Origin of the sequence: Burkholderia sp. Leaf177 (assembly GCF_001424345.1) — a bacterium.
Classification (GTDB): Bacteria; Pseudomonadota; Gammaproteobacteria; order Burkholderiales; family Burkholderiaceae; genus Caballeronia.
This window is the reverse complement of sequence record NZ_LMPF01000021.1, coordinates 592,278-616,229: the sequence shown is the minus strand read 5'-3', so window position 1 is coordinate 616,229 and position 23,952 is coordinate 592,278. Positions and strand designations below refer to the sequence as shown.

Annotated in this window: 15 protein-coding genes; 11 read left to right on the top strand and 4 right to left on the bottom strand. The window is 57.0% G+C overall.

Annotated elements, in window-relative coordinates:
- The first annotated feature begins 1,102 nt into the window (after positions 1 to 1,102).
- A complete protein-coding gene (locus tag ASG35_RS18160) occupies positions 1,103 to 2,686 on the top strand; it encodes a hypothetical protein (protein WP_056360294.1) in 1,584 nt (527 codons plus the stop codon).
- Positions 2,687 to 3,268: 582 nt separating this feature from the next.
- Here ASG35_RS18160 and ASG35_RS18155 read toward each other — a convergent pair.
- Both ASG35_RS18155 and ASG35_RS18150 read right to left on the bottom strand, forming a co-directional pair.
- Positions 3,269 to 4,144, bottom strand: coding sequence for an ATP-grasp fold amidoligase family protein (locus ASG35_RS18155; protein ID WP_082508465.1), 876 nt, complete (start codon positions 4,142 to 4,144; stop codon positions 3,269 to 3,271).
- A gap of 139 nt (positions 4,145 to 4,283) precedes the next feature.
- On the bottom strand, positions 4,284 to 5,255 hold the full coding sequence (locus ASG35_RS18150) for a helix-turn-helix domain-containing protein (protein WP_156393230.1): 972 nt from the start codon (positions 5,253 to 5,255) through the stop codon (positions 4,284 to 4,286).
- 1,063 nt (positions 5,256 to 6,318) lie between these two features.
- Between ASG35_RS18150 and ASG35_RS18145 the strand changes: the two genes are divergently transcribed.
- The 7 genes from ASG35_RS18145 (at position 6,319) to ASG35_RS18115 (ending at position 16,113) form a co-directional block, all read left to right on the top strand.
- On the top strand, positions 6,319 to 7,053 hold the full coding sequence (locus tag ASG35_RS18145) for a Crp/Fnr family transcriptional regulator (RefSeq protein WP_056360291.1): 735 nt from the start codon (positions 6,319 to 6,321) through the stop codon (positions 7,051 to 7,053).
- Between the two features lie 324 nt (positions 7,054 to 7,377).
- Positions 7,378 to 9,696, top strand: a complete 2,319-nt coding sequence (locus ASG35_RS18140; RefSeq protein WP_235527583.1) for a polysaccharide biosynthesis tyrosine autokinase — start codon at positions 7,378 to 7,380, stop codon at positions 9,694 to 9,696.
- A gap of 62 nt (positions 9,697 to 9,758) precedes the next feature.
- Positions 9,759 to 10,883: a glycosyltransferase family 4 protein gene (locus ASG35_RS18135; RefSeq protein WP_056360288.1), complete on the top strand. Its 1,125-nt coding sequence runs from the start codon at positions 9,759 to 9,761 to the stop codon at positions 10,881 to 10,883.
- A gap of 30 nt (positions 10,884 to 10,913) precedes the next feature.
- Positions 10,914 to 12,377 (top strand): hypothetical protein, encoded by a 1,464-nt coding sequence (locus ASG35_RS18130; RefSeq protein WP_056360285.1) that lies wholly within the window; start codon positions 10,914 to 10,916, stop codon positions 12,375 to 12,377.
- Positions 12,378 to 12,415: 38 nt separating this feature from the next.
- Complete coding sequence (locus tag ASG35_RS18125; protein ID WP_056360283.1) at positions 12,416 to 13,426, top strand: glycosyltransferase family 2 protein; 1,011 nt, start codon at positions 12,416 to 12,418, stop codon at positions 13,424 to 13,426.
- A gap of 40 nt (positions 13,427 to 13,466) precedes the next feature.
- A complete protein-coding gene (locus tag ASG35_RS18120) occupies positions 13,467 to 14,777 on the top strand; it encodes a lipopolysaccharide biosynthesis protein (protein ID WP_056360280.1) in 1,311 nt (436 codons plus the stop codon).
- 148 nt (positions 14,778 to 14,925) lie between these two features.
- The gene (locus tag ASG35_RS18115; protein WP_056360276.1) at positions 14,926 to 16,113 is read left to right on the top strand and encodes a glycosyltransferase family 4 protein; all 1,188 of its coding nucleotides are present in this window, start codon (positions 14,926 to 14,928) and stop codon (positions 16,111 to 16,113) included.
- A gap of 38 nt (positions 16,114 to 16,151) precedes the next feature.
- Here ASG35_RS18115 and ASG35_RS18110 read toward each other — a convergent pair whose 3' ends face one another.
- A complete protein-coding gene (locus ASG35_RS18110) occupies positions 16,152 to 16,742 on the bottom strand; it encodes a phosphatase PAP2 family protein (protein WP_056360273.1) in 591 nt (196 codons plus the stop codon).
- Positions 16,743 to 16,797: 55 nt separating this feature from the next.
- The gene (locus tag ASG35_RS18105) at positions 16,798 to 18,006 is read right to left on the bottom strand and encodes an O-antigen ligase family protein (protein WP_056360270.1); all 1,209 of its coding nucleotides are present in this window, start codon (positions 18,004 to 18,006) and stop codon (positions 16,798 to 16,800) included.
- Positions 18,007 to 19,247: 1,241 nt separating this feature from the next.
- On the opposite strand from ASG35_RS18105, the gene ASG35_RS18100 reads away from it, so the two are divergent.
- The 3 genes from ASG35_RS18100 to ASG35_RS18090 all read left to right on the top strand — a co-directional run bounded on the left by ASG35_RS18100 (position 19,248) and on the right by ASG35_RS18090 (position 23,948).
- A complete protein-coding gene (locus ASG35_RS18100) occupies positions 19,248 to 20,762 on the top strand; it encodes a mannose-1-phosphate guanylyltransferase/mannose-6-phosphate isomerase (RefSeq protein ID WP_056360915.1) in 1,515 nt (504 codons plus the stop codon).
- A 30-nt stretch (positions 20,763 to 20,792) separates the two neighbouring features.
- On the top strand, positions 20,793 to 22,169 hold the full coding sequence (locus tag ASG35_RS18095; protein ID WP_056360266.1) for an undecaprenyl-phosphate glucose phosphotransferase: 1,377 nt from the start codon (positions 20,793 to 20,795) through the stop codon (positions 22,167 to 22,169).
- A 282-nt stretch (positions 22,170 to 22,451) separates the two neighbouring features.
- Positions 22,452 to 23,948 (top strand): SulP family inorganic anion transporter, encoded by a 1,497-nt coding sequence (locus ASG35_RS18090; protein WP_056360263.1) that lies wholly within the window; start codon positions 22,452 to 22,454, stop codon positions 23,946 to 23,948.
- Positions 23,949 to 23,952: the final 4 nt, after the last annotated feature.

Below are 23,952 nucleotides of genomic sequence, written 5' to 3'. Positions count from 1 at the left end.
AACGAAGGGATTCTTTGAGGAAAGTCCGGATTCGCTTGCGAACGCCTTCATCAAGAAAATGGATGTACTCGGAATAGCCGGCCGGCAATTCGACGTGGCATGTACGTGCTAATTGTCAGGTTGTTTAGTGGAAGCAGCGTTCCGGCAACTAATGTGTAAAGAAATCTGCTCGAAAAAGACTAATTAATCTGTTTGGAAAATGTACGGGAAATGCAATTTTGCCGGCAGTATCAGGGAAACTTGTTAGAGCAATATTGACTCTTCGAGATTTCAAAATCGGTAATATGCGCGCAATAGTAATAATTAATATTATATGAAGAATAATCCGGCCGACGCCGCACCAGCTCTGAGGTTGGGAAGGCTAAGAGAAGATTTTCCTCGAATGATACTGAGATGCCGACTTATTCATCTGGATAAATCAGCCGTCTAATAACATCATACGAATAATATTTACCGTTTCTCCCAGATCGCGACTCCCTCGCACAAACAATTCCGAATTTAATACCGTAATTCACCCCAAATTATCCACCGACCGATAATTCTTGCTGAAATCATCCTATTAATGTCGGCTCAGTTTGAGTAAATTTTCTTGCGTCGCAACAGGCCATGGGAAGAATTTCGCTATTTAACTGAATATTACTGATTCGTTTGTGGTCTACCGCACATTCCGGGTACATTTACATCCGTGGTCAGCAGGAAAGGTAGACTTTGCCGAATCGCTAAAGTAAGCGGCATACTCGGTTAAACGTTTGCGTAATAAACGATACAGCTAAGAATAGCGACTGCTCGACAGTCGCTACACCGGGGTCGGGGTTCGCACGTTAGTGTTCCGAATGCACGACGAGGTTTGCGGTCACACAAGTGACCGCATGGCCAGGTACGCCTTCGCGCTCGTGTTTCCAGGTTGCAAGCCGTCCTAATCGTTTAGAGCGCCATCCGACACTGAGCACGGAATGGGTCAAAAATTCATTGGGTTAGTTAGATATACGAAGTAAATAAAGCGCTTCGGGTGCACTGCTCCCAACAGCATTCGTGTGTCGAAAACTAAAAATCATTTGCTTATTTTCTGTCGGGCTTTTTCTCGACAGCGGACAAACTCGCCATGATCAAACGACGTCAATTTCTTGGTTGCCTTACCGCGGTCGGCGGAAGCTATCTCCTCAGCGCATGCGGTGGTGGTTCAAGCGATGGAATCGGCAACGCCGGTGCGGTCGCTAACAGTGCAACGAACGGTGCCGCAGTTGGAAGTGCAATAGCGAACGCTGCGACCACGGCATCTGCCAGCGGTGCGAGCTTACCTTCGGCATCCTCAATAATCGATAGCTCCGGCAACGTCTGGACGCTCTCAGGAGGAGTGGTCTACAAGAACGGTTCGGTTGCAGGCGTCAACTACAACGCCGCGTTGGTGCTTTGGTATAACGGCACCATCTATCACCAGAACACCGGGGGCCAGTTTTACTCGTGGAACGGTTCCGGATGGTCAGCCTGTCTCGATCCGCGCACTGCCGGCACTTCTGCAGATGGCGCAACCATTCCGTCGGGGTCGGTGCTCATCGACAAGCAAGGGCGCAAGTGGACGGTGAGCGGCGGTGTCATCTATAGAGATGGCACAGTCGTTGGCGTCAACTACAACGTGGCTCTGCTGCTTTGGTACGGCGGCGTGATGTGGCACAAGAACACCGGCGGCCAGTTCTATGTATGGACCGACGCCGCTGGCTGGCTGGCATCGTCGGACCCGCGCACGCCCGTCGCCGCTACCGCCGGCAGCTTCTTCGGCGTGAACGGTCACTGGGACTATACCTATACCCCGGCGCAGATCATCTCTATTCTCAAGAGCATGGGTTGCAAGAGTTATCGCGTTGGATGTAGCGACGACCCGAAGCAGATTGCCGCCGTGGCAAAACTCGCGGCTGCATTCCAGTCGGCTGGCATGACGTTGCTGGTGCTGATCAATCAGGGCATGACCGACGCCAATGGCAATGTGCTGGCGGGCGAAAGCGTTGCGTACAACCAGGGGTACATGGTCGGATCGACGGTGGCGAATGCGCTCAAGCAGTACGGCGTGACAATGTACGAATGCGGCAACGAACTGACGCGGCAAAACTCCACAATCCTGAACTTCACCGAAGCCGGCACCAAGGCTGTCGACTTCAACAACGCGAACTGGCCTGCCATGCGTGGCGTGATGCGCGGCATGATAGACGGTGTCAAGTCGGTGCAGTCGAACTCAAAGTGCGGCATCAACTTCTGTGTCGCCGACGTCGGTGCGGCCGATGCGTTGTGGGAAGGCACGCAGCCGGACGGAAGCCGCGGTTATCCGAAGGTTCGCTGGGATATCACCACGTGGCATAACTATGAAGTGTATGGCGACATCTTCAATATCAGTACGGACGGCGCGGGCCCCGGCTTCGATTTGCCGACGTATTGCAAGGCGCGCTACGGTGTGCCGTTCATGATCACGGAGTGGAACACGGGTCCTGAGCAAACGCAGGCTTATCGGGCGAACTACATCACGTCGCAGTTGGGCAACTTCTATGCGGCGAGAAAGACGCACAACATTCTTTCGGTGATGTATTACGTACTCGATAGCGGCAACAGCACGTACGGAATCATGATCAACGGTGCTCCGCTCAGTGCGCCTTATGCAGCGTTCACGGGATTCACGGCGTCGCACGCGGATGTATAAAGGGGATGTTTCGGCGTAGTTGATTGTTCGAAGTCCAGGGGAGCCGGGAGAGCGTTGCGCTCTCCCGGCTCTTTGCATTTGCAGATTGCGGGGAACGAATCAGGTGCCCTTGCCGATAGGTTTCCGTGCTCGTTTCTTGCTGGACTTACCCTCGAAGCCACTCGTACATCTCGTACATCTCGTAAGAAGATTGAGTGCAATACTTCGATCAATCGCTGTAAAGTGGTGGCTGTTGGACCACGTTGGAATTGGCCGCTTTTGCTACACGTTCCCGCCTTCACCCGTTACGCTACTCAAGATCATTAGACAAGCATGAGCGCGCAGAAGAATCCGATCAAATTTACCAATGCCAAGACATTCTTCGGCATGGTCGTCATGATTTTTCTGCTGATCGTAACCGCTGTGTGGCTCAGCTTAGGTGGGATCTTTACGCGTAAAGGCAGGGAGTGTTTCAGGAGTATCTTTGGGAGCAAATGATAGCGAGCTTACTGCTCTCACAACGATAATCTGATGATTAGGCATCCTGTACTAATTGCAAAGCTTTCCAGTTTTTACAGGTGCGCTAAGCGAAGCTACTGCGCTTCATGACAGCAAACGGCCCCACTCGTAATCCACCTTATCTGGCGTGAACGGCAAAACGCCGGCTCCTGGCGTGAAGGTCAGCTCGCCGAAATAGACGTCATTGTCGGGTGCGTACAGATCGACGCGAACGTAGTCGAAGTCCTCTGCAAGAATGGCTGCAGTGTCCAGGATCGCTTTCAGGTTTTCGGGCGCGGGGCTGGGCGAATCGCTGCGTTTGTAATAGCCGATCGCAATATCCAGGTGTTTCCAGTCGACGTCGTACACGTCCCCGTGCGTGTTGCTCCCGAACCGGTCCGAGATCACGAGTATGTACATGGTCGGCCGTCCCGTGTTGCCGCCGAAACAATGCAGCTTGTAATCAGCAGGGATCTGACCACTTTGGTCGAGAAGAAGCTTTTCGAAAAAAATCCGCCGCTCGATCTTCGTGTAATGACGCTCTCGTCCGACCTTATAGAAGTCCGTAGCCAGCCAGCGTTCAGCAAGCACCTGCAATTTTTTGAACGACGTCTGGGATTTATCTCTGACCACTTCTACAAAGCTGCTGCCGTGATTGGCCTTCATCACGAAAGAGTTCGGCAGTGCATCGAAGACTGATTGCGTAAAGCTGTCGGGCGCCGATATCAACGGAACCAGATGCTCTTCGCCGAGCTTCGTCCTTACGTAATCGCGAACCGTCAACTTGTCCGTCAGATCTGCATAGCGCGCGTCGGGTTTCAGACTGCGCTGCAAAATCTTTTCATTGAACGTCACTGGATGCAGCAGCTTGGGAAAGCGGCCAATGAACTTGCGATGCATCAGTGTGAGGAAAAGCCCGTCGGGCAACATCGACTTCGCGCCTTCCTTGATCTTCCTGCTCATCGAAGCCGAAGATTGCATCGTGGCGGGCTTCTTCAATGGCGAATCCGCAGCCGTCAAAGCCGTTGGATTCGAAGCCACGATCTCCTTCAGCGGCAACGCCGAGGAATTGCCCTGATTCGGCGCGGTACTCCAATCGCCGAACTGACCTGTTTTAGTTTTACGCATGCTTTCCACTCGTGCTAAGTGCAACCAGATCGCGTTGTAGCGATTCGGAGTCCGGCGGCAAGGTTCTGCCGGTCGAGTCACGTCCATCGGTTGCATTAAGGGATTGCGCTCCCGATCGTATTTGCCCGCGCGACCGGAAGTGCATGGGTGAAACGCCGAAGCGCTGCCTGAACAAACGTCCCAGCCGATTTCCATCGCCCATGCCGCAACGTCTCGCGATCTTGTCGATAGGTAAATCGGTGTCCATCAACAACGTGCAAACGATCTCGAAGCGCGTTCGGATCAAATATTCCAGCGGCGTTACGCCAAACTCGGACTTGAAGCGGCGTAGATAATTGCGCTTGCTCATGGCAGCGGATTCGGCCGCTTGCGCCACCGAGATCGGCTTGCTGTAATTTTCCTTGATCCACCGGGCCGACTCGTGAATCTTCTCGGTGGTCGTCCGCGCGTTCAGGTCGTCGAGATCAGGCTTCGTACGCTGAATGGCGTGCGGTTGCAAAACGCGTGCGATTCTCCGCGCGGTATCGGCGCTGAGGTCGCGTTCAATTTGTGCAAGCGCCATGTCGGCGGGCGTCGTGGTGGTTGACCAGTCTGCGACCGGTGCGTCCTTGAACCAAAAGATCGGCACTGGGGATCGCGCCAGGTTCTTTGGATCAAAGACGGAGTTTGCGCCCGGCTGGCTTCGCAGGGACGCGTCGCGGCCAGGGCGGGACATCCATGACAAGAGGCGGTCGTCGGGGCCTCCTGCAGGGTCTGTATCGCGGCACGCTACGAAGAACGCATGGAAGTCCATCAGCGCATAGGTCTCGAGCTTCTGCGTCCAGATGGAGATGCTGGAAGAGCTCGTAACAAACCCGCCAGCTTCCGACAACACCGACAGCCGATAAGACGGCTCACCGCCGCCGGCTTGCTCGAATTCGTTTGCCAGGCGGAAGGCCTCACCGATCGCCCCGGCGTTCGTCACGGAGCATTCGTTTGAGATCAGCAGCCCGATGTGTCGTTTATTAACTTTAGATTCATCCCGGTGATGTATGTCGCTAGGCCGATAAAAGTCCGTCAACGTGTCCACTATTTATTCCTCCAAAGCTGCAAGCATGACTTTGTGCAGCACAGCGTAACTCCGCGCAATAACCAACTGATCGATTGGCGGAGTGGTCCTAATGAATGGCGAATGCAGCGGCGTGATTAAGAAATAATTACTCTTGATCAACGGAATTGCTTGTACATTAACAATCCACGGAAAGAATTTCCGATCTGTATTATTAATATAGAAACGAATTCAGGCAGAGAAGCGGAACTACAGGCTTTGCGTAGCGCTATGCGGAGCAAGACTTTAGCTAATTTCGTTCCTGCTCAAGCTGGTGCATCCAGCTACCTGCCGGATGTATCAGAAGACCAGAAAATTAGAAAAGATTCTATATATACAATCTCTGTTACACATATTGCAGATCGCAACAATTCTTTCTTTCCCTATGAAACCCGTAAAGCGTTCAGCATAATCGGCCAATAGTTCTAGATTTTAAGCCTTGACCAATTTCATTCGTTTTCCCCGGTCTATGCTTCAACGCAACATGAAAGGGAACTGCGCTTTTATTCCTCAGAAGATTGAGAGGATTTAAACACTGCCTTTCTGAACGCGCTTTCGACGCCTGGATCAGCCTCCAGCATGCAGTGCGCCGCGGCGAATCCATGAATCCAACCTGACACACGTCGAAAGCCACGGATAACCCGGCGGTAAATTTGGCGGGTTCGGGGTCTGCGTTTTTATCAAATCGGAACTGTTGTCCGCGATCCGGGTGTTTAGCCGCTCGCAGCGTATGACGTATTTATCCCGATGCCTTCAGAGCCAAGCATGTTGAGTTGGCGCAAAACCTGCGAATGCATGTCGACATGCGCCAGCGGTATCGCTGCGATCCGAGCGTGATTCCGTCGGGTCTTGAACGGCGTGATGAAGTGAGTCATCGCAATTGCCGAGTAACGAGCGGATCACGAGCGGATCATGAGTCGATCACAACAGGGCACTGTAAATGCTAAGAGCCGAGGACGAAGGGCACACGAATCATTTGCTTAACGCACTACCTACTCGCGAGTGGCAGGCGTTGCATCCGTTCCTGGAATCCGTTTCGCTTCGGGAAGGTCAGGTGCTGTGCGAAAGCGGGCAAGCAATAGAGCACGTTTACTTTCCGGTGACGGCAGTCGTATCGCTGATCTACCGGATGGAAGACGGATCGTCGAACCAGGTGGCATCGGTCGGTGCGGAAGGAATGATCGGCGTGCCGGTCTTAACCGGCGGCAAGACAATGCCGATGAGCGTTCAGGTGCAGTTCGAAGGTATTGCATATCGGATGAATGCAACCGCTTTGCAACAGCAGTTCACGAGCTCGGACGGGTTGCGAAGGTTGCTGCTGCTGTACATGCAGGCGTTGCTCGTGCAAGTCGCCCAGACGGCGATCTGCAACCGGTATCACTCGGTCTGCGAGCAAGTATGCCGATGGCTGCTGCTCGAAACAGACCGGATGCCGGGCAATGAGGTTCAGGTGAGCCATCAATTGATTGCCGAAATGCTGGGCGTGCGGCGCGAAGGTATCAGTGCGGCGGTCGGCAAGTTGCAAGACGCGGGCGTGGTTTATACGAGTCGCAGGTCCATCACCGTCAATGATCGGGAAGGGCTTCATGCTCACGCGTGTGCGTGCTACGGAATTGTGGCGCGCGAGTTCAGCAGGCTGTTGCCGCGGGTGCCGGCCAGGGAAGAAGTCGCATGACGGCAGCGGTATGTTTTCGTCGTGGACTTACCGCAAAGCGGGCCGAGAACGATTTATCAAGTTGAGGGCAGATGTACATACGTTTTGGAGTACAGATCGTGGAGCGTTCTGTGAAATGGCTCGAAAATTTCCAGGCAGGTCAGCGGAGAATCCGCTCGGCGTTTCCTTAGGCGATTACTTCGCCGCGGACTGGCTCGCTGCTTGAACGTAGCAGGTCGTCCCTTTCATCACTTTTAGCGGGCCGTTAAGTTTTGCGGCACTACCCGACAGCGGCACCTTCGCCGCACGGTCGCGACATACATTGGACATCGAAGGAATACGCCGGTGGATTACTACCCTTCAAATTCGCTTAATCCCTCTGCAGGCCACGAGCGCGGGCAACTCAGCGCCAAGGACATGCTCAACCTGATGCGGGATCACATCTGGGAAATCCTGGTCGCAACCGTAGTCGTCGTCGCGCTTGCGGTGGCCTACATCTTCATTGCGCCTCCCGTCTATTCCGCAGATGTACTCATTCGCGTCGACGCGCCGGAGCAGAACCAGCTCGGAATCGCGCTTCAGAATCAGGAGACGTTGCCGCCTCCGGCGCCCGCGCCGAGCGCTGAAATGGCCGTGATGCGCAGCCGTTCCGTGCTCGAACCGGTTATCGAAAAGTATCGCTTCGATGTCTCGGTCACGCCGCACACGTTCCCATTACTTGGCGATATTGCGGACAAGTTTGCTACGCCGGGTGAACCATCGGCGCCCTGGCTTGGACTCAAGTCATTCGCATGGGGCGGCGAGCGCGTTCAGGTCGGAAGCCTCGACGTTCCGCAAAGCCTGGAAGAAGAAAAGCTTAAGCTCATCGCGCTCGATGGTGGCCGTTATGAACTGCGCGGTCCGTCGAACGAATTGCTGGTGAGCGGCATGGTGGGTGTGCCCGAGAATGCAAACGGCGTATCCATTCTGATGAAGCAACTCGTTGCGCGTCCGGGTACGTCGTTCGAGGTGATCCGCTGGAACGATCTCGATGCCGTCAAGCGTTTCGCCGATACGATCAAAGTCAGCGACAAAGTGAAGGACTCGGGCCTGATTGAAATTGAATATGCGGACAAGAGCCCCGCGAAGGCGACGGAAGTCACCAACGCGCTGGCAGCGCAATATTTGGCTGCAGCGGTTGCAAGCCGTCAATCCAACGACACCAAGACGCTCGCGTTCATCAACGGTGAATTGCCGCGCCTGCTGACCGACTTGCGTAAGTCGGAGGAAGCGTTAAAGAGCTACCGCTCGACCGCTAATTCCATGCAGCCGACCGCTGAAGCGCAGTCGTTCCTCCAGGGTGGTATCGACTTCGATCGCCAGATCGCGACCTTGCAACTGCAACGCACGCAACTGCTGGAGCGCTTCACGCCGACGAGCCGCTGGGTTCAGAACGTCGATACTCAGCTTGCTCAGTTGAACAAGGCCAAGGGCGAGTTCGACGGACGCTTCCGCAGCATGCCTTCGTCGGAACGTCAGAGCGTGGATCTGATTCGCGCGCAGAAGGTTGCTGAAACGATCTATCTCGGGATGGTCCAGAAGGCCGAGCAACTGACCGTGCGGCGTGCAAGCACGTCGGGCGGCGCGCACGTGGTTGATTCCGCCGTGCGGCCGCATCGTCCGGTCAAGCCGAATCGTCCTGCCGTGCTGGGCGGCGGTGTGGTGCTGGGTCTGCTCACGGGCGTGTTCCTCGTATTCATGCGTCGCCACGTGATGATCGGCGTGACCGACCCGCGTTTTGTCGAACGCCGTTTGAGCGTGCCGGTCCTCGGCGAAGTGCTGTTCAGTCATCAACAGATGCGTCTCGATCCAAGCAGCGCAGGTGTGCCGAAGAAGGCGCTGCCTCCGGCCATGAAGCCTGGGCTGCCGTTCCCGCGCGCTGAACCGGTAGGCGACTTCAGCGATGGCGGTACGCTGGACAGCATGGGCAGCAGGGTGCTTGCCGCACGCTTCCCGCATGACCCGTCCGTTGAAGCGCTGCGTGCCGTACGCACGGCGCTGACACGCGATCTGGCCCATGCGCCCAACAACATTGTGATGGTCACCGGCCCGACGCCTTCAGCGGGCAAGAGCTTCGTTGCGGCGAACCTCGCCGTGCTGCATGCGGAAACGGGCTCGCGAGTTCTCCTGATCGATGCCGATATGCGTCGCGGCCATCTCGCGTCGTTTTTCAAACAACGCAATCGCGGCGGCCTGGCCGAGGTGCTTTCGGGCCGCCTGCCTGTGCGTAACGCGTTGCGCTCGGTCGGCGTGGAAGGCGTGTCGTTCCTTTCTTGCGGCGTGCGTCCGACCAATCCGGCGGCCTTGCTCATGCAGTCCGGCTTCAAGGAGTTGCTGGACAGGCTTAGCAAGCAGTTCGATCTCGTGATTGTCGATACACCGCCGTTCCTCGCCGTGACCGATGCCTCGATCATCGCGAGCGAAGCAGGTTCCTCGTTGCTCGTGCTGCGTTCGGGCATGCAAAGCGAAGAAGAGATCTCGGATACGGTCAGGAAGCTCGCGCGTGCCGAAGGGCGTATTGCGGGTGCTGTGTTCAACGGAATACCGCTTAAACGAAGCAACCGCGGTTATGGCTATGCCACGAACTATGCAAGCGACCACGGTGATGTGGAAACGGTTCACTGAGTTCGCTGGATCCACAGCGCGCCCACGCCGGGTGCGCGCTACATCGTTCAAGGAAAGGTGCAATGGCCATAGCAATCAACGGAAAGTTCACGTCGCAGAGAATCACCGGCGTACAGCGAGTTGCGTATGAATTGACGCGCGCCATGCAAATGCGCGCGATTCCGGGCAAGGAGCTCGAAGTCTTCGTTCCGCAAGACGCGGTGTCGCCCGGGACCTCGCTCAAGCGTCAGCGGCGCTTTCCATGGTTTCGCGGCAATCTGTGGGAACAGATCACGTTGCCGATTGCTTCGAGAAAAACCACGCTCGTCAACCTGTGCAATACGAATCCGCTTTTCAAACGCCGGCAGATCGTGATGGTTCACGACATGGCCGTTTTCGATGTACCCGAAGCGTTCTCCAAGAAATTCGTGCTTTGGTACAAGCTCAGATTTTCGATACTGCCGCGTCTTCAGCCGCTGATCCTGACCATCTCCACGTTCTCGCAAGAGCGCATTTGTCTCCACCTCAAGCTCGACAAATCGCGCGTGGTCGTGTTGCCTCCCGGCGCGGATCATCTTGACCGGATTACTTCCGAGCCGGCGATCATCGATCGTTTGAAGCTCACCAAGGATTCGTATTGCGTGATCGTGGGCAGTCTCGATCCGCGCAAGAACCTTCAGCGTGCGCTCGAAGCCATCAAGAAGCTGGGGCATCTGCCTAACCTCAAGTTCGTGATAGCAGGCGGCAAGAACACGAAGGTATTCAAGGCCGCGAGCAGCGCCGCGCTGGACGCGGCGACCGAAGACGAACGTGTGATCTGGGCCGGGTTCGTGTCCGACGGTGAATTGAAATCGCTTTACGAAAGTGCTGCCTGTCTGATCTTTCCGTCGCTATATGAAGGCTTTGGATTACCCCCGCTCGAGGCCATGTATTGCGGCTGTCCGGTGATTGCGTCCACGCACGCTTCGATTCCCGAGGCTTGTGGACAAGCGGTCATGTATTGCGATGCAACCTCCTCCGATGACATCGCGGAGAAGATCACCGTCATGATGAGCGACAGCGAATTGCGTCAGCATTATCGTCAGATCGGTCTCGAACACGCGCAGCAATTCCGTTGGGATCGCGCGGCGCGAGACCTGCTGAGAATCCTGCAGGACGATGCCGGTCAGCGACCGTTCAATCTCACGCCGCGTACGTCTGCAGGCTGAGCTCCATGAATCCGCATTTTTGGTGGCCTAATGTTTGACCCGCGGTACAAGCGCGGAAGACGGCGCGCGTTGCAGACGCTCGCAGCGGTGGCGACCGCGCCGTTTCACGCGATGGCCGCAACATCGGTTGCCGCAACAGCGGTCGCCGTTCCTGATTCAGGCACTACTGGCACGCGCCGGATGACGCAATTGATCGGCAGCAACGGTTGGGCTGGCGATCCGCGAGACATTGCAATGTGGCGGCAAATGGGTATTTCCTGGGGACGCGACGTAGCGGGTCCCGGGCAGCCCGATTCCCCGCACGATGCAATGCGCGTCGACCGGACGGGTCCGCGTTATGACAGCGACCTGTCGCCAGTGCTCCTAAGCAATAACCGCAATGGTTTCCGGTCGCTCTTGTTGCTCGCTTATACGCCAGGATGGAACGCGACTGTCACCGACGATTCGAAATCCGCGCCCGTCGATGTCGACGCGTGGACGCAATACGTTGAAGCAGTGGTTCGCAAGTACTCGGCCCCGCCATACAACGTGCGCTATTTCCAGATCTGGAACGAGGCAGCAGGACGTCTGTCGGGCGGTCTGCATCAGGCGACGTTCTGGCACGGACCGAGCGCGAACGGCGACAAGGACGGTGTGTACGACCGCGCCATGCAGGACTACGTCGAACGCATTCACATACCAGCGGCGCGGATCATACGCAAGTATCGCTGCTACATCGTGTATGGCGGCTGGCCGGATCAGGGCGGCGTCGAGACGTACATCAAGTGGCTCGAATACAAGAGTCCGGTGGTCAATGCGCGCATGCTCGACTGGGTCGATTACATCGACATTCATTACATGAAGGTTGCCGAGCTGGACCTGTTGTATGAGCGTTATGTACGCAACGGTCCTGCGCGGGGACTCTGGCAGACGGAAATTGGCGACCGCTACATGGAGGATCCGCACTACATTGCGCGGTACTTCTTCGACTTCGCTGTGTGGGCGCTGGACCGTAACTGGAATGACCCGGACAAGTACGTATCCATGGTTTATCACTGGGATGGCGTCGAACCTTTCCGTCTTACGCAACGCGGAAATCCGCGGACGTACACGGTCTCGGGCCGTGCGTTGATCGTCTTGAACCGGACAGTGCCGGGCGCGCTGCAACGCGTGCCGGCGCAACTGAAGCTCGGCCCCGACGTTGCGGGGAGCGCCGTGTATTCGAATAAGGACCTCGTGTTCCAGGTCGCGGCGCCGAGCGGCTGGCGGACGATCTCGGTGCCGGGGTTGAAGGCGCCTGTGTCGAGCCGTGCGGATGTAAGGTTTATCGATGCCCTCACGGGTCAGGCCGCGCCCGCGAGCGACGTGGCGCTTACATGGGGAAAGGACAGCGGCGGCGACACGTTGAATATCCGCTTCAAGGTTCCTGAAAACGTGAACGGCGCGCGGAAGAAACCGCCGGAAGTGCCAGTGCATCTTGCGTATGTGGTCGTCACCACGCGGCAGGTCGCCTGAGCTTGCCGATCGAAATCAATAGCCCGTACAGAGGCATCATGAAACACGTGACCATCGTCATCTGCAATTACAACTACGAGCGTTTCATTACGCAAGCGATCGAGTCGGCGCTTGGCCAGGACTATCCGGCAACACGCGTGGTCGTCGTCGACGACGGCTCGACCGATAGCTCGCGCGCGATCATCGCGAGTTACGGATCGCGCATCAAGGCGGTGTTCAAGGAGAACGGCGGACAGGTTTCCGCCTACAATTGCGCGGTCGAGATCATCGATACCGACTACGCCATCCTGCTCGATTCGGATGACCTGCTTTACCCAACAGCGGTATCGGAAGTCATGGCTGCATTCGACGCCGGCGATTACACGAAGGTGCAATTCCGCCTGGACGTGATCGGTCCGGAAGGCGAGCCGACCGGCACTCATGTGCCGCATTCGGAGCCGCCGGCGGATTGCGGCAGCCTGCTGAGACGAGGCTGGCTGTATCCGTCGCCGCCGGCTTCGGGAAATGCTTATCGCGTCAGTGCGCTGCGCGAGATATTTCCGGTGCCGCAATCGAGCGTCAACAGGTACGGCGCCGACTTCTATGCGATCTACGGTGTTGCCTTACTTGGCCCGGTCGCGACGATTTCAAAATCGTTAGGCGCTTATCGCGTGCATAACGCAAGCGCGCCCAGCGTGTCGTTCGCAAATTCGGAAAGCCTGACGAAGGCGCCCAAGGCGCTGAACATGCGCTGGACGACGCTCAAGGAAATTGCACGCGCACGTCTGAACGTGGAATTGCCGGCGACGTTTCATGATTTTTCGCACGAGAAGGCGCACTTCTGCTCGGGTGTCTATCACGCGCCACTGGCCGCGCGCTGGCACTGGATGACGCGCGAATCGCACGGTTATATCCATTCGATTGTGGCGAACCCGTTTTGGGGCGTTAAGAAAAAAGTGGGCACGCTGGTTCTCTCGAGCTTGTGCCTCTTGCCGTATGCGCCGTTGTCGGACTATGCGGTTCGTTATATCGCGAATCCGTTGGCACGCCGCCGCGTGGCCGCACGCTAATACGTGCTTGGTGCCACGCTGATTAAAGGAAAGGAGCGGAATGGATAAGAAAGAAAACGCCAAGATTCTGGTGTTCGTTTATGGCGGATACGTGATGAGGTACTTGTACCTCATCGTCGTCATTCCGTTCTATGGACGTGTGCTTGGCGTCACTGAATACGGCCGCGTGCTGGCGGCCATGTCGCTCATGAATGTGATCTGGATGCTTTCGAGCTACGGCTTCACGTTCGTGGGCATGCGCGACGTCGCCAAGTCGCACGAGGCGAGTCACCACAACGCGGTCTTCTCCTTGCATTCGAGCGCGCGGGTCTTCACGTGTGCAATAGGCATTGCGGTAGGTGTCATCGCCACGCTGTCTTCGCCGGCGCTCGCCGAGCGTCCCGCGATGGGGTTGCTTGCGACCGCGCTCGGCATAGTGTCTGCATTGAATCTTGGCTGGCTGTTTCAAGGGCGTCAGCGCTTTCGTACGCCGATCATTCTTGAGGTCGTGGGCTTTGCATTAAGCCTCGTCCTGATCCTCTCGATAGTAAAAGGCCCCGCGGATTCGGTCTGGGTTGTCGCAAGCCTGCTGATTGCCGGAGCGATTTCTGCGGCGATCTCTTATGGCTTGACGTTTGCGCATATCGGATTTCCGCGTTTCAAGCTTGAGGGCATTGTCCCGCTGATTCGCGGCTCGACCATGCTGTTCTGCTATTCGACGGGCTCGGCAGTGCTGACGGCGTCATCGACGTATTTGCTGACGCTGCTGTCCACGCCGCCGCAAGTCGGTTATTTCGGTGCGGCTGAACGCTTCGCGACGATTGGCCTGAGCTTGATGGGTCCGGCAGCGCAAGTGTTCATTCCGACCATTTCGCGTCAGCTCGCCCAGGGCGACAACGACGGCGCACGCGTCACGAGCCGTCGAGGCGCGACCTTGTTGATGGGTTACGGCCTGCTTGCAATGTGCGGCGCACTGACCTTGTCGCCGTTCATCCTGCCATTGATTCTCGGCGCCGCATTCGCGCCCAGCGCGCACGTGCTGCAATGCCTGGCCGTGATGTTCCCGTTCGCAGCGTTCAATCAATTCGTCGCGTTCTATGTATTCGTGCCGCGCAAGAAGGATCGCTTGCTCGCGATCGCAGGACTTGCTTCCGGTGTGGCCAATCTCGGGGCCGCCTTGTTTCTGGCGCCGCGTTACGGCGCTATCGGCATGGCGTTTGCACGCGTGATTGGTGAAGCCACACTTTCCGTCATGTTGATGGGCTTGATGGTTCGTTCGGATATGACGGGACTTCTGCCGGGTTCGGCTCGAGCCCTTGCAATGTTCCGTACTGCCTTCGGTCCGCGCACGCCTGTCAGCGGCAAGGAATAAGTCACATGTCCAATTCCAGCGCCGGGCGTTTTGCACTATTCACCCGGCGTGAGGCTCCGCCGGGCGCCGTCTTCAGCATGCTTTGCATGACCCAAATCGAGCGGCGCATCCACGGGCGCTTTCGGCCTTAAACGTACAGGAGGTAGAAGTGAAAGTTGCTATTGTTCACGACTGGCTGGTGGTGTCGGGCGGCGCTGAAAAAGTGCTCCAGCACATTATTGAATGCTATCCGCAAGCCGACGTGTTTGCGCTTGTCGACTTCCTGGAAGATCGCGCTTGTCTGCGAGGCAAGTCCGTCAAGACATCGTTTATTCAGAAGCTGCCGTTCGCGAAAAAGCGCTATCGCGGATATTTGCCGCTGATGCCGCTCGCAATCGAGCAACTCGATTTATCCGGCTACGATCTCGTCATATCGAGTTCGCACGCGGTCGCCAAAGGGGTGCTGACGGGCCCCGACCAGATGCATGTCAGCTACGTGCATTCGCCGATTCGCTATGCATGGGATCTGCAGCATCAGTACCTGCGCGAGTCGGGCCTGGCGAACGGTTTGAAGTCGGTAATGGCGCGCGTTTTGTTGCACTATATTCGCGGCTGGGATGCACGCTCGGCTAACGGCGTGGACCACATCCTTGCGAACTCGCAATTCATCGCGAGGCGTATCAAGAAAGCATATCAACGCGATGCAACCGTGCTTTATCCTCCCGTTGATTTCAAGGGCATGACCTTGAACACCGAGAAGGATGACTTCTATGTGACCGCATCGCGCATGGTTCCGTACAAGCGCATCGACCTGATCGTGAAGGCGTTCTCGCAAACGCCTGAGCGCAAGCTCGTGGTGATTGGCGACGGTCCGGAGATGAAACGCATTCGTGCGGTTGCCGGCAGCAACGTGACCATCCTGGGCTATCAATCGTTCGAGGTGCTTCTCGATCATTTGCGTCGCGCGCGCGCGTTCGTCTTCGCGGCCGAAGAAGATTTCGGTATCTCGATTGTGGAAGCGCAGGCTTGCGGTACGCCTGTGATTGCTTACGGCAAGGGCGGCGCGCTGGAGTCGGTCATCGGCTTGCCGCGCGAACGTCCGACCGGTGTGTTCTTCCGTGAACAGACGACTGAATCTTTACTCGATGCAGTCAGCCAGTTCGAAGCCAACGCACATCTGTTCGATCCACGGCAATGCCGCAGAAATGCCGAGCAGTTTTCGGCGGAGAACTTCAAGGCGAAGCTAGTTGATTTTATCGATGCAAAGCTGCCCCGCGCGCGTCCAGACGTGCCGTTCCTTTATCCGGTCAAGGACGTCAAGCCGGCTGAAGAGCATTCTTTGGTGGACTACGGTTGATGCCATGATTGCGACGCCGCGAAGGCGTCGCATCTTGGCTAGAAGAAACGCGCGATGTTCGCTGCAAAGCGATTATGAAGCCCGGTGGAGTGGGCATCGATCAGCCGTTCGAACGGCGCCGTATGTCCATAAGTCAGCACCGAAACAAACAATAAAACCGCCGTCGCGCCGATGGGACTGAAGCGCACGGTTCCCGCACGCCACGCGCTTCGCAAAACCACCGCCGCAACCAGTGCGCCGAGCACCCATCCAATCGCCACTTCCGATAACGAATGCGAATGGTCCTGGACGCGCGCAAGTCCCGTCAGCGCGCCTAGCAACAAGCCCCCAATAACACCGAGAACCGGTGGCAGACGCCAGCTTCGAAACAGCAACGCGAACGCCACGGTCCATACCGAGGTCGACAGCATTGCGTGTCCGCTGATCACGCGAAAGTCCATGGCAGGAAACGCGATGTCCCAGCCAGCGTAAAGAATCTTGGTCGCGCCAACGAGCGCCATGCCGAGTGCAAGCGCCAGCACCCAGCGCATTGCCAGCCTCAGGTCCGACTTCGCAAACCAGACGGTGCAGATGAACGCTGCGGGCAGCGTCATGGCTGCATCGCCGATGTTGGTAAACACTGGCCACATAAAAAGAATTGTCCTTGTATCAACGGGCCGCCTCGCTGAGGAGTCGGCCCGTTCCTTACATTGAATAGCGTGCGGGTGGACGCCATGCCAGCAACAACGACACGACGAGCGAAAGAATCAACACGTTCGAGGGCGACACCAGCCGGTGCTCGGTCGCAGCCATGACAAGCAGGCAAATAGCCGATAACTCGACGAATCTGTAGGCGGTGAAATTCACTCCTCGCTCGGCGATTGCCGAAACCGCTGCGCCATCCTTGGCCCACTGAATGAGCCGCCAGTAGAAAGCGAGCATGAGCGTGAGACCCACTATGCCAGTTTCGGCAAGGAAGTTCAGATACGAATTGTGAGCATGTGAATCGCTATGTTCCACGGTGATCCCCGAAGGAATGCCGACCAGCCCGAAATACGACGTCACCGTATGGATCTGATCGTCGAACGAACCGAATCCAAGGCCGATGATCGGGCTTTGCTCGAAGTAGGTAAGCGCGCGCGGCCACAGCCATTCATAACGGATGTTGAGGTTGGCGACCTTCGCATCCGCGTTCGCGATAGTGAAGGTGTAGCCCATGTAGTTCACCGTGGGATCGGTGTTGTGAATGGCCATCGCGATCGAGCCGGCAAGAAGCACCACGATGAGCGTAGCCAGGCACCAGCGCTTGCGGTTGAAAAACAGATAAGGCAGGACCGCCATTGCGCCGAGCAAGGAACCCCGGCTATAGGTGGAGAAAAGCATCAGCAGGTTGAACCCGAGCATGGCGAGCAGCAGTTTGCTGCGTTGCTGGAGATAGCAGGCAAGGCCGAGACAGAACAGCATTGCGAGGAACCCGCCTGCTGCATTACGCGCGATGAAGTAGCTGCCAAAGCTCAGGTCGGGGTTCGTGAAGATGCCAAGCAACCCGCTTTGCGTGATGTAGTACAGATACAAAGGAACGTTGATGACAATGGCGAACAGGTAGAACGTACGCAAGACCTTGTTCAGATCCCATCGATGAATGTAGAGGCAGCCTGCAAGGATGGGTGCATACGAAATGAAGAAGTTGCCATCGCGCCGGTAGAACTCGAAGGTGACCAGGGCGATCGGGTCGTAGAGCAAGGTCGAGATCACGGCGAAAGCAGTGAAGGCGACGAGCGGCGTTATGAACCGCGGATAGTTTCTGCCGAAGAAGCGCCAGCCGCACAGGAAGATTGGCAGCAAGCCAACTGCGCTGAGAGGCACGAGATTCGTGACGGTAAGGAATAACGCAAGGAGCGTTACGTAAGCCATTGCGGGTCCTATTGTGTAGACGGCGCACGGCCGTTCTTGGATGACCAGTCAAGCACGACCGGTCAGATTGCGTGGTCAAATGAGTGGAGAGCGCGGGCGCATGCGTCGCGCGATCACGCGGGATTTTACCGGTCCTTGGTGTCTCGTGGGACCAGCCAATTTAAATGTGGGGTCTTAGCAAGATCTGTTCGAGCCGCTTAGGTCGGATACGTTCAGCTCAACGACGAACTAGGGCGTATTACACAGATGTTTTGGCGGACAACAGAGAGATCAGCACGCTTTGCTCCGATTTGCGCAGGCGCTAAACGACACATTACTTAGCGGGACCTTTCGTTTCCGCCGCCACCCTATTTTAAATTCATTTAGTTGAAAACAATTGCTACTGAAAGTAACTTAATGCATCTGAATTAATCGTCAAGTTCGACAGGTAATTCAGAGAAGATTTTATTTACACCCTGTCACATTATCAGCAATGCTGACGTATTAAGCCGTCCTGGGTTCGAGTGAGCTTGCATCGGCCACAACGGCGACTTGAGGATCCGCGCCAAAACCTCAACGCTTTACGCCAGGAAAACCCTAATGCAATTTACTCTGCATATGATTCGGTCATCGAGAATGTTTTCCCCGGCCGCCGGTTCGCTTGGCAACATACCGCGTGACCTGAGATAGCCCTGCGAGAGGTGTACCGATGTCTGGTCCTTGCAAGCTTCATGTTCGACTCCACCGCACTTCGCAAATTCAGTTGTCCCGGTTTTCCTTCTTCGCCGCAGGCCCTTGTCGTGCAACACTTTCGAGACGCCCAGGCGAGGAGTTTGCTGCTTTGAATCCGTAGTCTTCGATGCAGGACTTAAGTTAACTTAGCAAGTTTGAAGGGACCTCCGGTTCATTCTTTAGACCATAAGCGTGGCCTTGGTTGTTCGAGCCGCGCTGCCAAAAGTTTCAGGCGCATCCGGCGCAGCCGCAGTCTTGCAAGTCGGGCCGCGCACGTACCGGCTCGGCGAAGATTCAAGCGAACGGCATTCCGGCGAACGCGTTTAGCCGACAACAACGGCACGATCCAAGTCGATCAAGCCAGGAGACTCATGACCTGCTGATTCGCATTTTCGAATGCGGGACGGAAATTGTCCGCGGCCGAAAAGATGACGAATTGCGGGGAAGTTATTTACGCGTTTTCATCGCGCAGAAATATTGGGCGCGCAGAGAAATGCCCGGCAACGGGCTCAAGCACAAGGAATATGAAAATGGACAAGCTAAAGTTGGGTATCGACGATGCCGCCGGCGCAACCGTTGCAGACGGCGCCGCAACCGATTGCCGCCGTCTCGTACAAGTGATACTTGCGGGCGGTTCCGGCACGCGTTTGTGGCCCGTTTCGCGTGAACATTTTCCAAAGCAGTTGATCGGCGTGATCGGCAACGAGTCCTTGTTGCAGGCTACCGTCATGCGCATGAAAGGCTTCCCGGCAAGCTGGGAAGTTGCAGCAGATCCGGTCATTGTTTGCGGCGAGGATCATCGCTTCGCAACGGGCGAACAGGTTCGTGCAAGCGGCGTGACCGCGCGTATCGTGGTCGAGCCCGCACGTCGCGACACGGCACCGGCGCTTACGCTCGCTGCATTGGCCGCTGTTGCCGACGGCGATGACGCCATCCTCGTGGCCATGCCCGCGGATCACGCCATCGCTGACCTGCCCGCGCTTCACGGTGCAATCGAAATCGCCGCACGTCACGCGCAAGCCGGCGAGATTGCAACGCTGGGCATTCCGCCCACGCGCGCCGATACCGGCTTCGGCTACATCCGCCTCGGTGCATCGCTCGAAAACGGCGCACATGCAATCGAGCGTTTTGTCGAGAAGCCTGCCGCCGAACTCGCAGCGCAGTATGTTGCGTCGGGCAGCTACTGGTGGAACAGCGGTATCTTCATCGTGCGTGCATCGGTATGGCTTGCAGCGCTCGAAAAGCTCCAGCCGGAAATGCACGCTGCATGCGTGGCATCGTACGAACAAGCAACGCGCACCGACGAATACGTCCGCCCCAACGCAGCTACCTTCGCAACGTCGCCGTCGGATTCCATCGACTATGCGGTGATGGAGCATCTCGGCAAGCCGGGCTCGCCGTTCAAGGGCGTGGTCGTGCCGCTCGAAGCAGGCTGGTCGGATCTCGGCTCGTGGGACGCCGTGTGCGATGCACTGGAGAAGGACGAAGACGGCAACGCGGGAAGCGGCCGCGTGCTGTTTGAAGGCGCGACTGCGAGTTATGCGCGTTCGGAAGGCGGCAGGCTGGTTGCGTGCGTCGGGACGAACAACATCATTGTTGTCGAGACCGACGACGCCGTGCTCGTGGCTGACCGTTCACGCGTGCAGGACATCAAGGGCCTCGTGTCGCGCATCAAGCTGTCGAAATCACCTGAAGCGGACATGCACAGGAAGGTGCGCCGTCCGTGGGGTTTCTACGATTCCATCGACAACGGTCCGCGTTTCCAGGTCAAGCGCATCGTAGTGAATCCGGGCGCACGACTGTCGCTGCAGATGCATCATCACCGTGCCGAACATTGGGTCGTCGTCACCGGAACGGCGCTCGTCACGCGCGGCGAAGAAGAGATTCTCCTGAGCGAAAACGAATCGGTCTACATCCCGCTGGGCGTGAAGCATCGGCTTGAAAACCCGGGCCGCGTGCCGCTCGAAATCATCGAAGTGCAGTCGGGCACGTACCTCGGCGAAGACGACATCGTCAGGTTCGACGACAAGTACGGCCGTAGCTAAGTGAGAAGCCAATCGCTCGGGGAGAAGAACATGCGCGGAATAAGCAAGCTGCTGGCGAGGCTATTCGACGTTTCGATGATCGTGGGCGGTGCGCTCATCGCATCGCAGATTCGTTTCGACGATGTCTCGCAACGTAGTTTCTATCTGGCATTCGTGGCCTTTGCCGCCGCGTTTTCGCTTGCCGTATTTCCGGCATTCGGCGTGTACGATTCCTGGCGAGGTCGCTCGAAAAGCGCGCTCGCCGGACAAGTCGCGCTGAGCTGGTTGATCGTGCAAGCATGCGCAATGGCGCTGATGTTCTCGCTGCATCGCATCGACTTCGTCTCGCGGCTCTGGTTCGTGTACTGGACCGGAATTGCGGGCGCCGCGATGATCGCGGGACGCATGGTGACGCATACCGTGCTCGGGCGCGTTCGCAATGCAGGGCTGAACTTGTCGCAGGTTGCGGTTGCGGGCATTGGAGATCATTGCGACGCGATCATTCGCAAGATCGACACAGCGCCTGCTGCCGGCTTCCGTGCAACGGCTGCGTATAACGTGCAGGCGGGGACGAAGACGAACACTCGCGTACCGGTGTATGAAGACCACGCTGCGTTCGCCAACTATGTCCGCACGCAAAACGTGTCAGAGGTCTGGCTCGCGTTGCCGTTGACCGAGGAACGTACCATCCTGAAGCTCGTCGATGAGTTCCGCGATGACCTGATCAATATCCGCTTCATGCCGGACGTGCGCACGCTTTCGCTGTTCGAAGGCAGTGTGACGAGCTTGCTCGGTGTGCCGACGATCAACCTTGCTGCGTCGCCGCTGCCGCCGAATGCGCTGATGCAAAAGGAGATCTTCGACCGTATCTTCGCGGCTGGTGCGTTGCTCGCGGTTTCGCCAATCCTGATTGCCTGTGCGATTGCCGTGAAGCTCAGCTCGCGCGGTCCCGTGTTCTTCACGCAACGCCGCAAGGGCGCCGATGGTCAGGTCTTCAACATCTACAAGTTCCGCTCCATGCGTTTGCATGTGCAGAAAGAAGGTGTTGTGGAGCAGGCCACACGCGGCGATCCACGCATCACGCGCGTTGGTGCGTTTCTTCGGCGCACGAGCCTCGATGAACTGCCGCAGTTCTTTAATGTGTTGCGCGGCGACATGTCGGTGGTGGGTCCGCGACCGCATGCGTTGGAGCATGACGATCTCTATCAGAAGGTTGTTTCGGGTTATATCCATCGATACCGGATCAAGCCGGGCATCACCGGTTGGGCTCAGGTCAACGGCTTTCGCGGCGAGACGGATCGCATCGAGAAGATGGAAGGACGCGTGGCGCATGATTTGTACTATCTCGGCAACTGGTCTTTCGGCCTTGATATGAAGATCATTGCGGCAACGGTGTTCAAGGGGCTTCGGCACTCGAACGCTTACTAAGTTTCAAACATGTGAATAATGGGGCAGCGCGCGCTGCCCCTTTTTTCGTCTTCATCATGCTCGATCTCCGTCGTGCCCGTGCTGTTCAAAACGTCTGCTGCGAGTGTTGTAAAATTCGCGCTCGAATAGCTTCTTCTCTGTCCTCCTCACACCTTCATCGCTCGATCAGACCCATGTAGTCGCAGGCATTGTCCAAAAGTCATCTCGGCAACCGGTAGAGAACCGTGCGTTCCCTCTGCTGGCGCTGATCCCGTCTTGCTGTCCGCACAATCCACGCACCACATGAAACCAGGCTCTTTTCAGCGGCAAGCCCGCTCAATCCACGATATAAAAAGCAACGTACTTGCAGGCCTTACGTCGTCATTCGCGCTTGTTCCCGAATGCATCGCGTTCGCGCTGGTGGCGCAAGTGAACCCGTTGATGGGTTTGTACGGCGCATTCATGATCTGCACGATCACAGCGCTGTTCGGTGGACGTCCCGGCATGATTTCCGGCGCCGCGGGATCCATGGCCGTGGTGATCGTCGCGCTGGTGATTCAGCACGGCGCGCAATACCTGTTGGCCACCGTCGTGTTGAGTGGCCTAATCATGGCAGTGTTCGGCCTGCTCAAGCTCGGCAAGCTGATTCGAATGGTCCCGCATCCGGTCATGCTGGGCTTTGTGAATGGCCTTGCAATCATCATTGCCATGGCCCAGCTCGAGCATTTCAAGCACGCTACGACCCATGGCGTGCAATGGCTGCACGGGACCGAGTTATATGTCATGTGCGGCCTCGTTGCGCTGACGATTGCGATTGTTTATTTGCTGCCGCGTCTGACGAAAGCGATACCGCCGGCGTTAGCCGCAATCGTGGGTATTGGCCTGCTGTGCCAACTCCTGCACATACCCACGCGCACGCTCGGCAACATGGCGCATGTTGCAGGGAGCTTGCCCATATTCCGGATTCCAGGCGTGCCCATGACGCTCGAGACGCTCGGTATCGTGCTGCCGTATGCGGTGCTGATGGCGATTGTCGGCTTGCTTGAAACCTTGCTGACGCTCAATCTCACCGACGAAATCACCAGTACCCAAGGTCAGCCCAATCGCGAATGCCTGGCGCTCGGCGTAGCGAACGTGGTGTCCGGTATTTTCGGTGGAATGGGCGGCTGCGCGATGATCGGCCAGACCATGATCAATCTTGGTTCCGGTGGGCGGTCGCGTCTCTCGGGCGTGGTCAGCGGCGTCATGATCTTGCTGTTCATCCTGTTCCTGTCACCGTTGATCGAGCGTATTCCGCTGGCGGCGCTGGCTGGCGTGATGCTCGTGGTGGCGCAGCAGACCTTTGCGTGGGGATCATTGCGCGTGCTCGGCAAGGTGCCGCGCAGCGACGCGGTCGTGATCATCGCGGTCACCGTCATCACCGTATTCACGGACCTCGCGATTGCGGTGTTGTGCGGTATCGTGATTACCGCGCTGAATTTCGCCTGGCAGCACGCACGCGACATTCACGCCGATATCACCGCGAGCTCGTCCGGTGACAAGACGTATGTTCCACGCGGCACGTTGTTTTTCGCATCGACTACACGCTTTCACGAACTGTTCGATCCGCTCAAAGACCCGAACCGGATCGTCATTGATTGTGGTTATCTGCATCTTGCCGATCATTCGGCCATAGCGGCGCTCGAAGCGTTGAACAGGCGTTATGAGAAAGCGGGCAAGCAACTCACTTTCGTCAATTTGTCGGCGCGCAATCAGCGGCTGTTGCAACGAGTGGGATTCAAATTTGCAAGCCCGGCATAAAACT

Excerpts from the sequence above, each read along its gene's own strand:
- ASG35_RS18160 (WP_056360294.1), top strand. The coding sequence starts at position 1,103 with ATGATCAAACGACGTCAATTTCTTGGTTGCCTTACCGCGGTCGGCGGA.
- ASG35_RS18155 (WP_082508465.1), bottom strand. The coding sequence starts at position 4,144 with ATGCAATCTTCGGCTTCGATGAGCAGGAAGATCAAGGAAGGCGCGAAG.
- ASG35_RS18145 (WP_056360291.1), top strand. The coding sequence starts at position 6,319 with ATGCTAAGAGCCGAGGACGAAGGGCACACGAATCATTTGCTTAACGCA.
- ASG35_RS18135 (WP_056360288.1), top strand. The coding sequence starts at position 9,759 with ATGGCCATAGCAATCAACGGAAAGTTCACGTCGCAGAGAATCACCGGC.
- ASG35_RS18130 (WP_056360285.1), top strand. The coding sequence starts at position 10,914 with ATGTTTGACCCGCGGTACAAGCGCGGAAGACGGCGCGCGTTGCAGACG.
- ASG35_RS18125 (WP_056360283.1), top strand. The coding sequence starts at position 12,416 with ATGAAACACGTGACCATCGTCATCTGCAATTACAACTACGAGCGTTTC.
- ASG35_RS18120 (WP_056360280.1), top strand. The coding sequence starts at position 13,467 with ATGGATAAGAAAGAAAACGCCAAGATTCTGGTGTTCGTTTATGGCGGA.
- ASG35_RS18110 (WP_056360273.1), bottom strand. The coding sequence starts at position 16,742 with ATGTGGCCAGTGTTTACCAACATCGGCGATGCAGCCATGACGCTGCCC.
- ASG35_RS18105 (WP_056360270.1), bottom strand. The coding sequence starts at position 18,006 with ATGGCTTACGTAACGCTCCTTGCGTTATTCCTTACCGTCACGAATCTC.
- ASG35_RS18100 (WP_056360915.1), top strand. The coding sequence starts at position 19,248 with ATGGACAAGCTAAAGTTGGGTATCGACGATGCCGCCGGCGCAACCGTT.
- ASG35_RS18095 (WP_056360266.1), top strand. The coding sequence starts at position 20,793 with ATGCGCGGAATAAGCAAGCTGCTGGCGAGGCTATTCGACGTTTCGATG.
- ASG35_RS18090 (WP_056360263.1), top strand. The coding sequence starts at position 22,452 with ATGAAACCAGGCTCTTTTCAGCGGCAAGCCCGCTCAATCCACGATATA.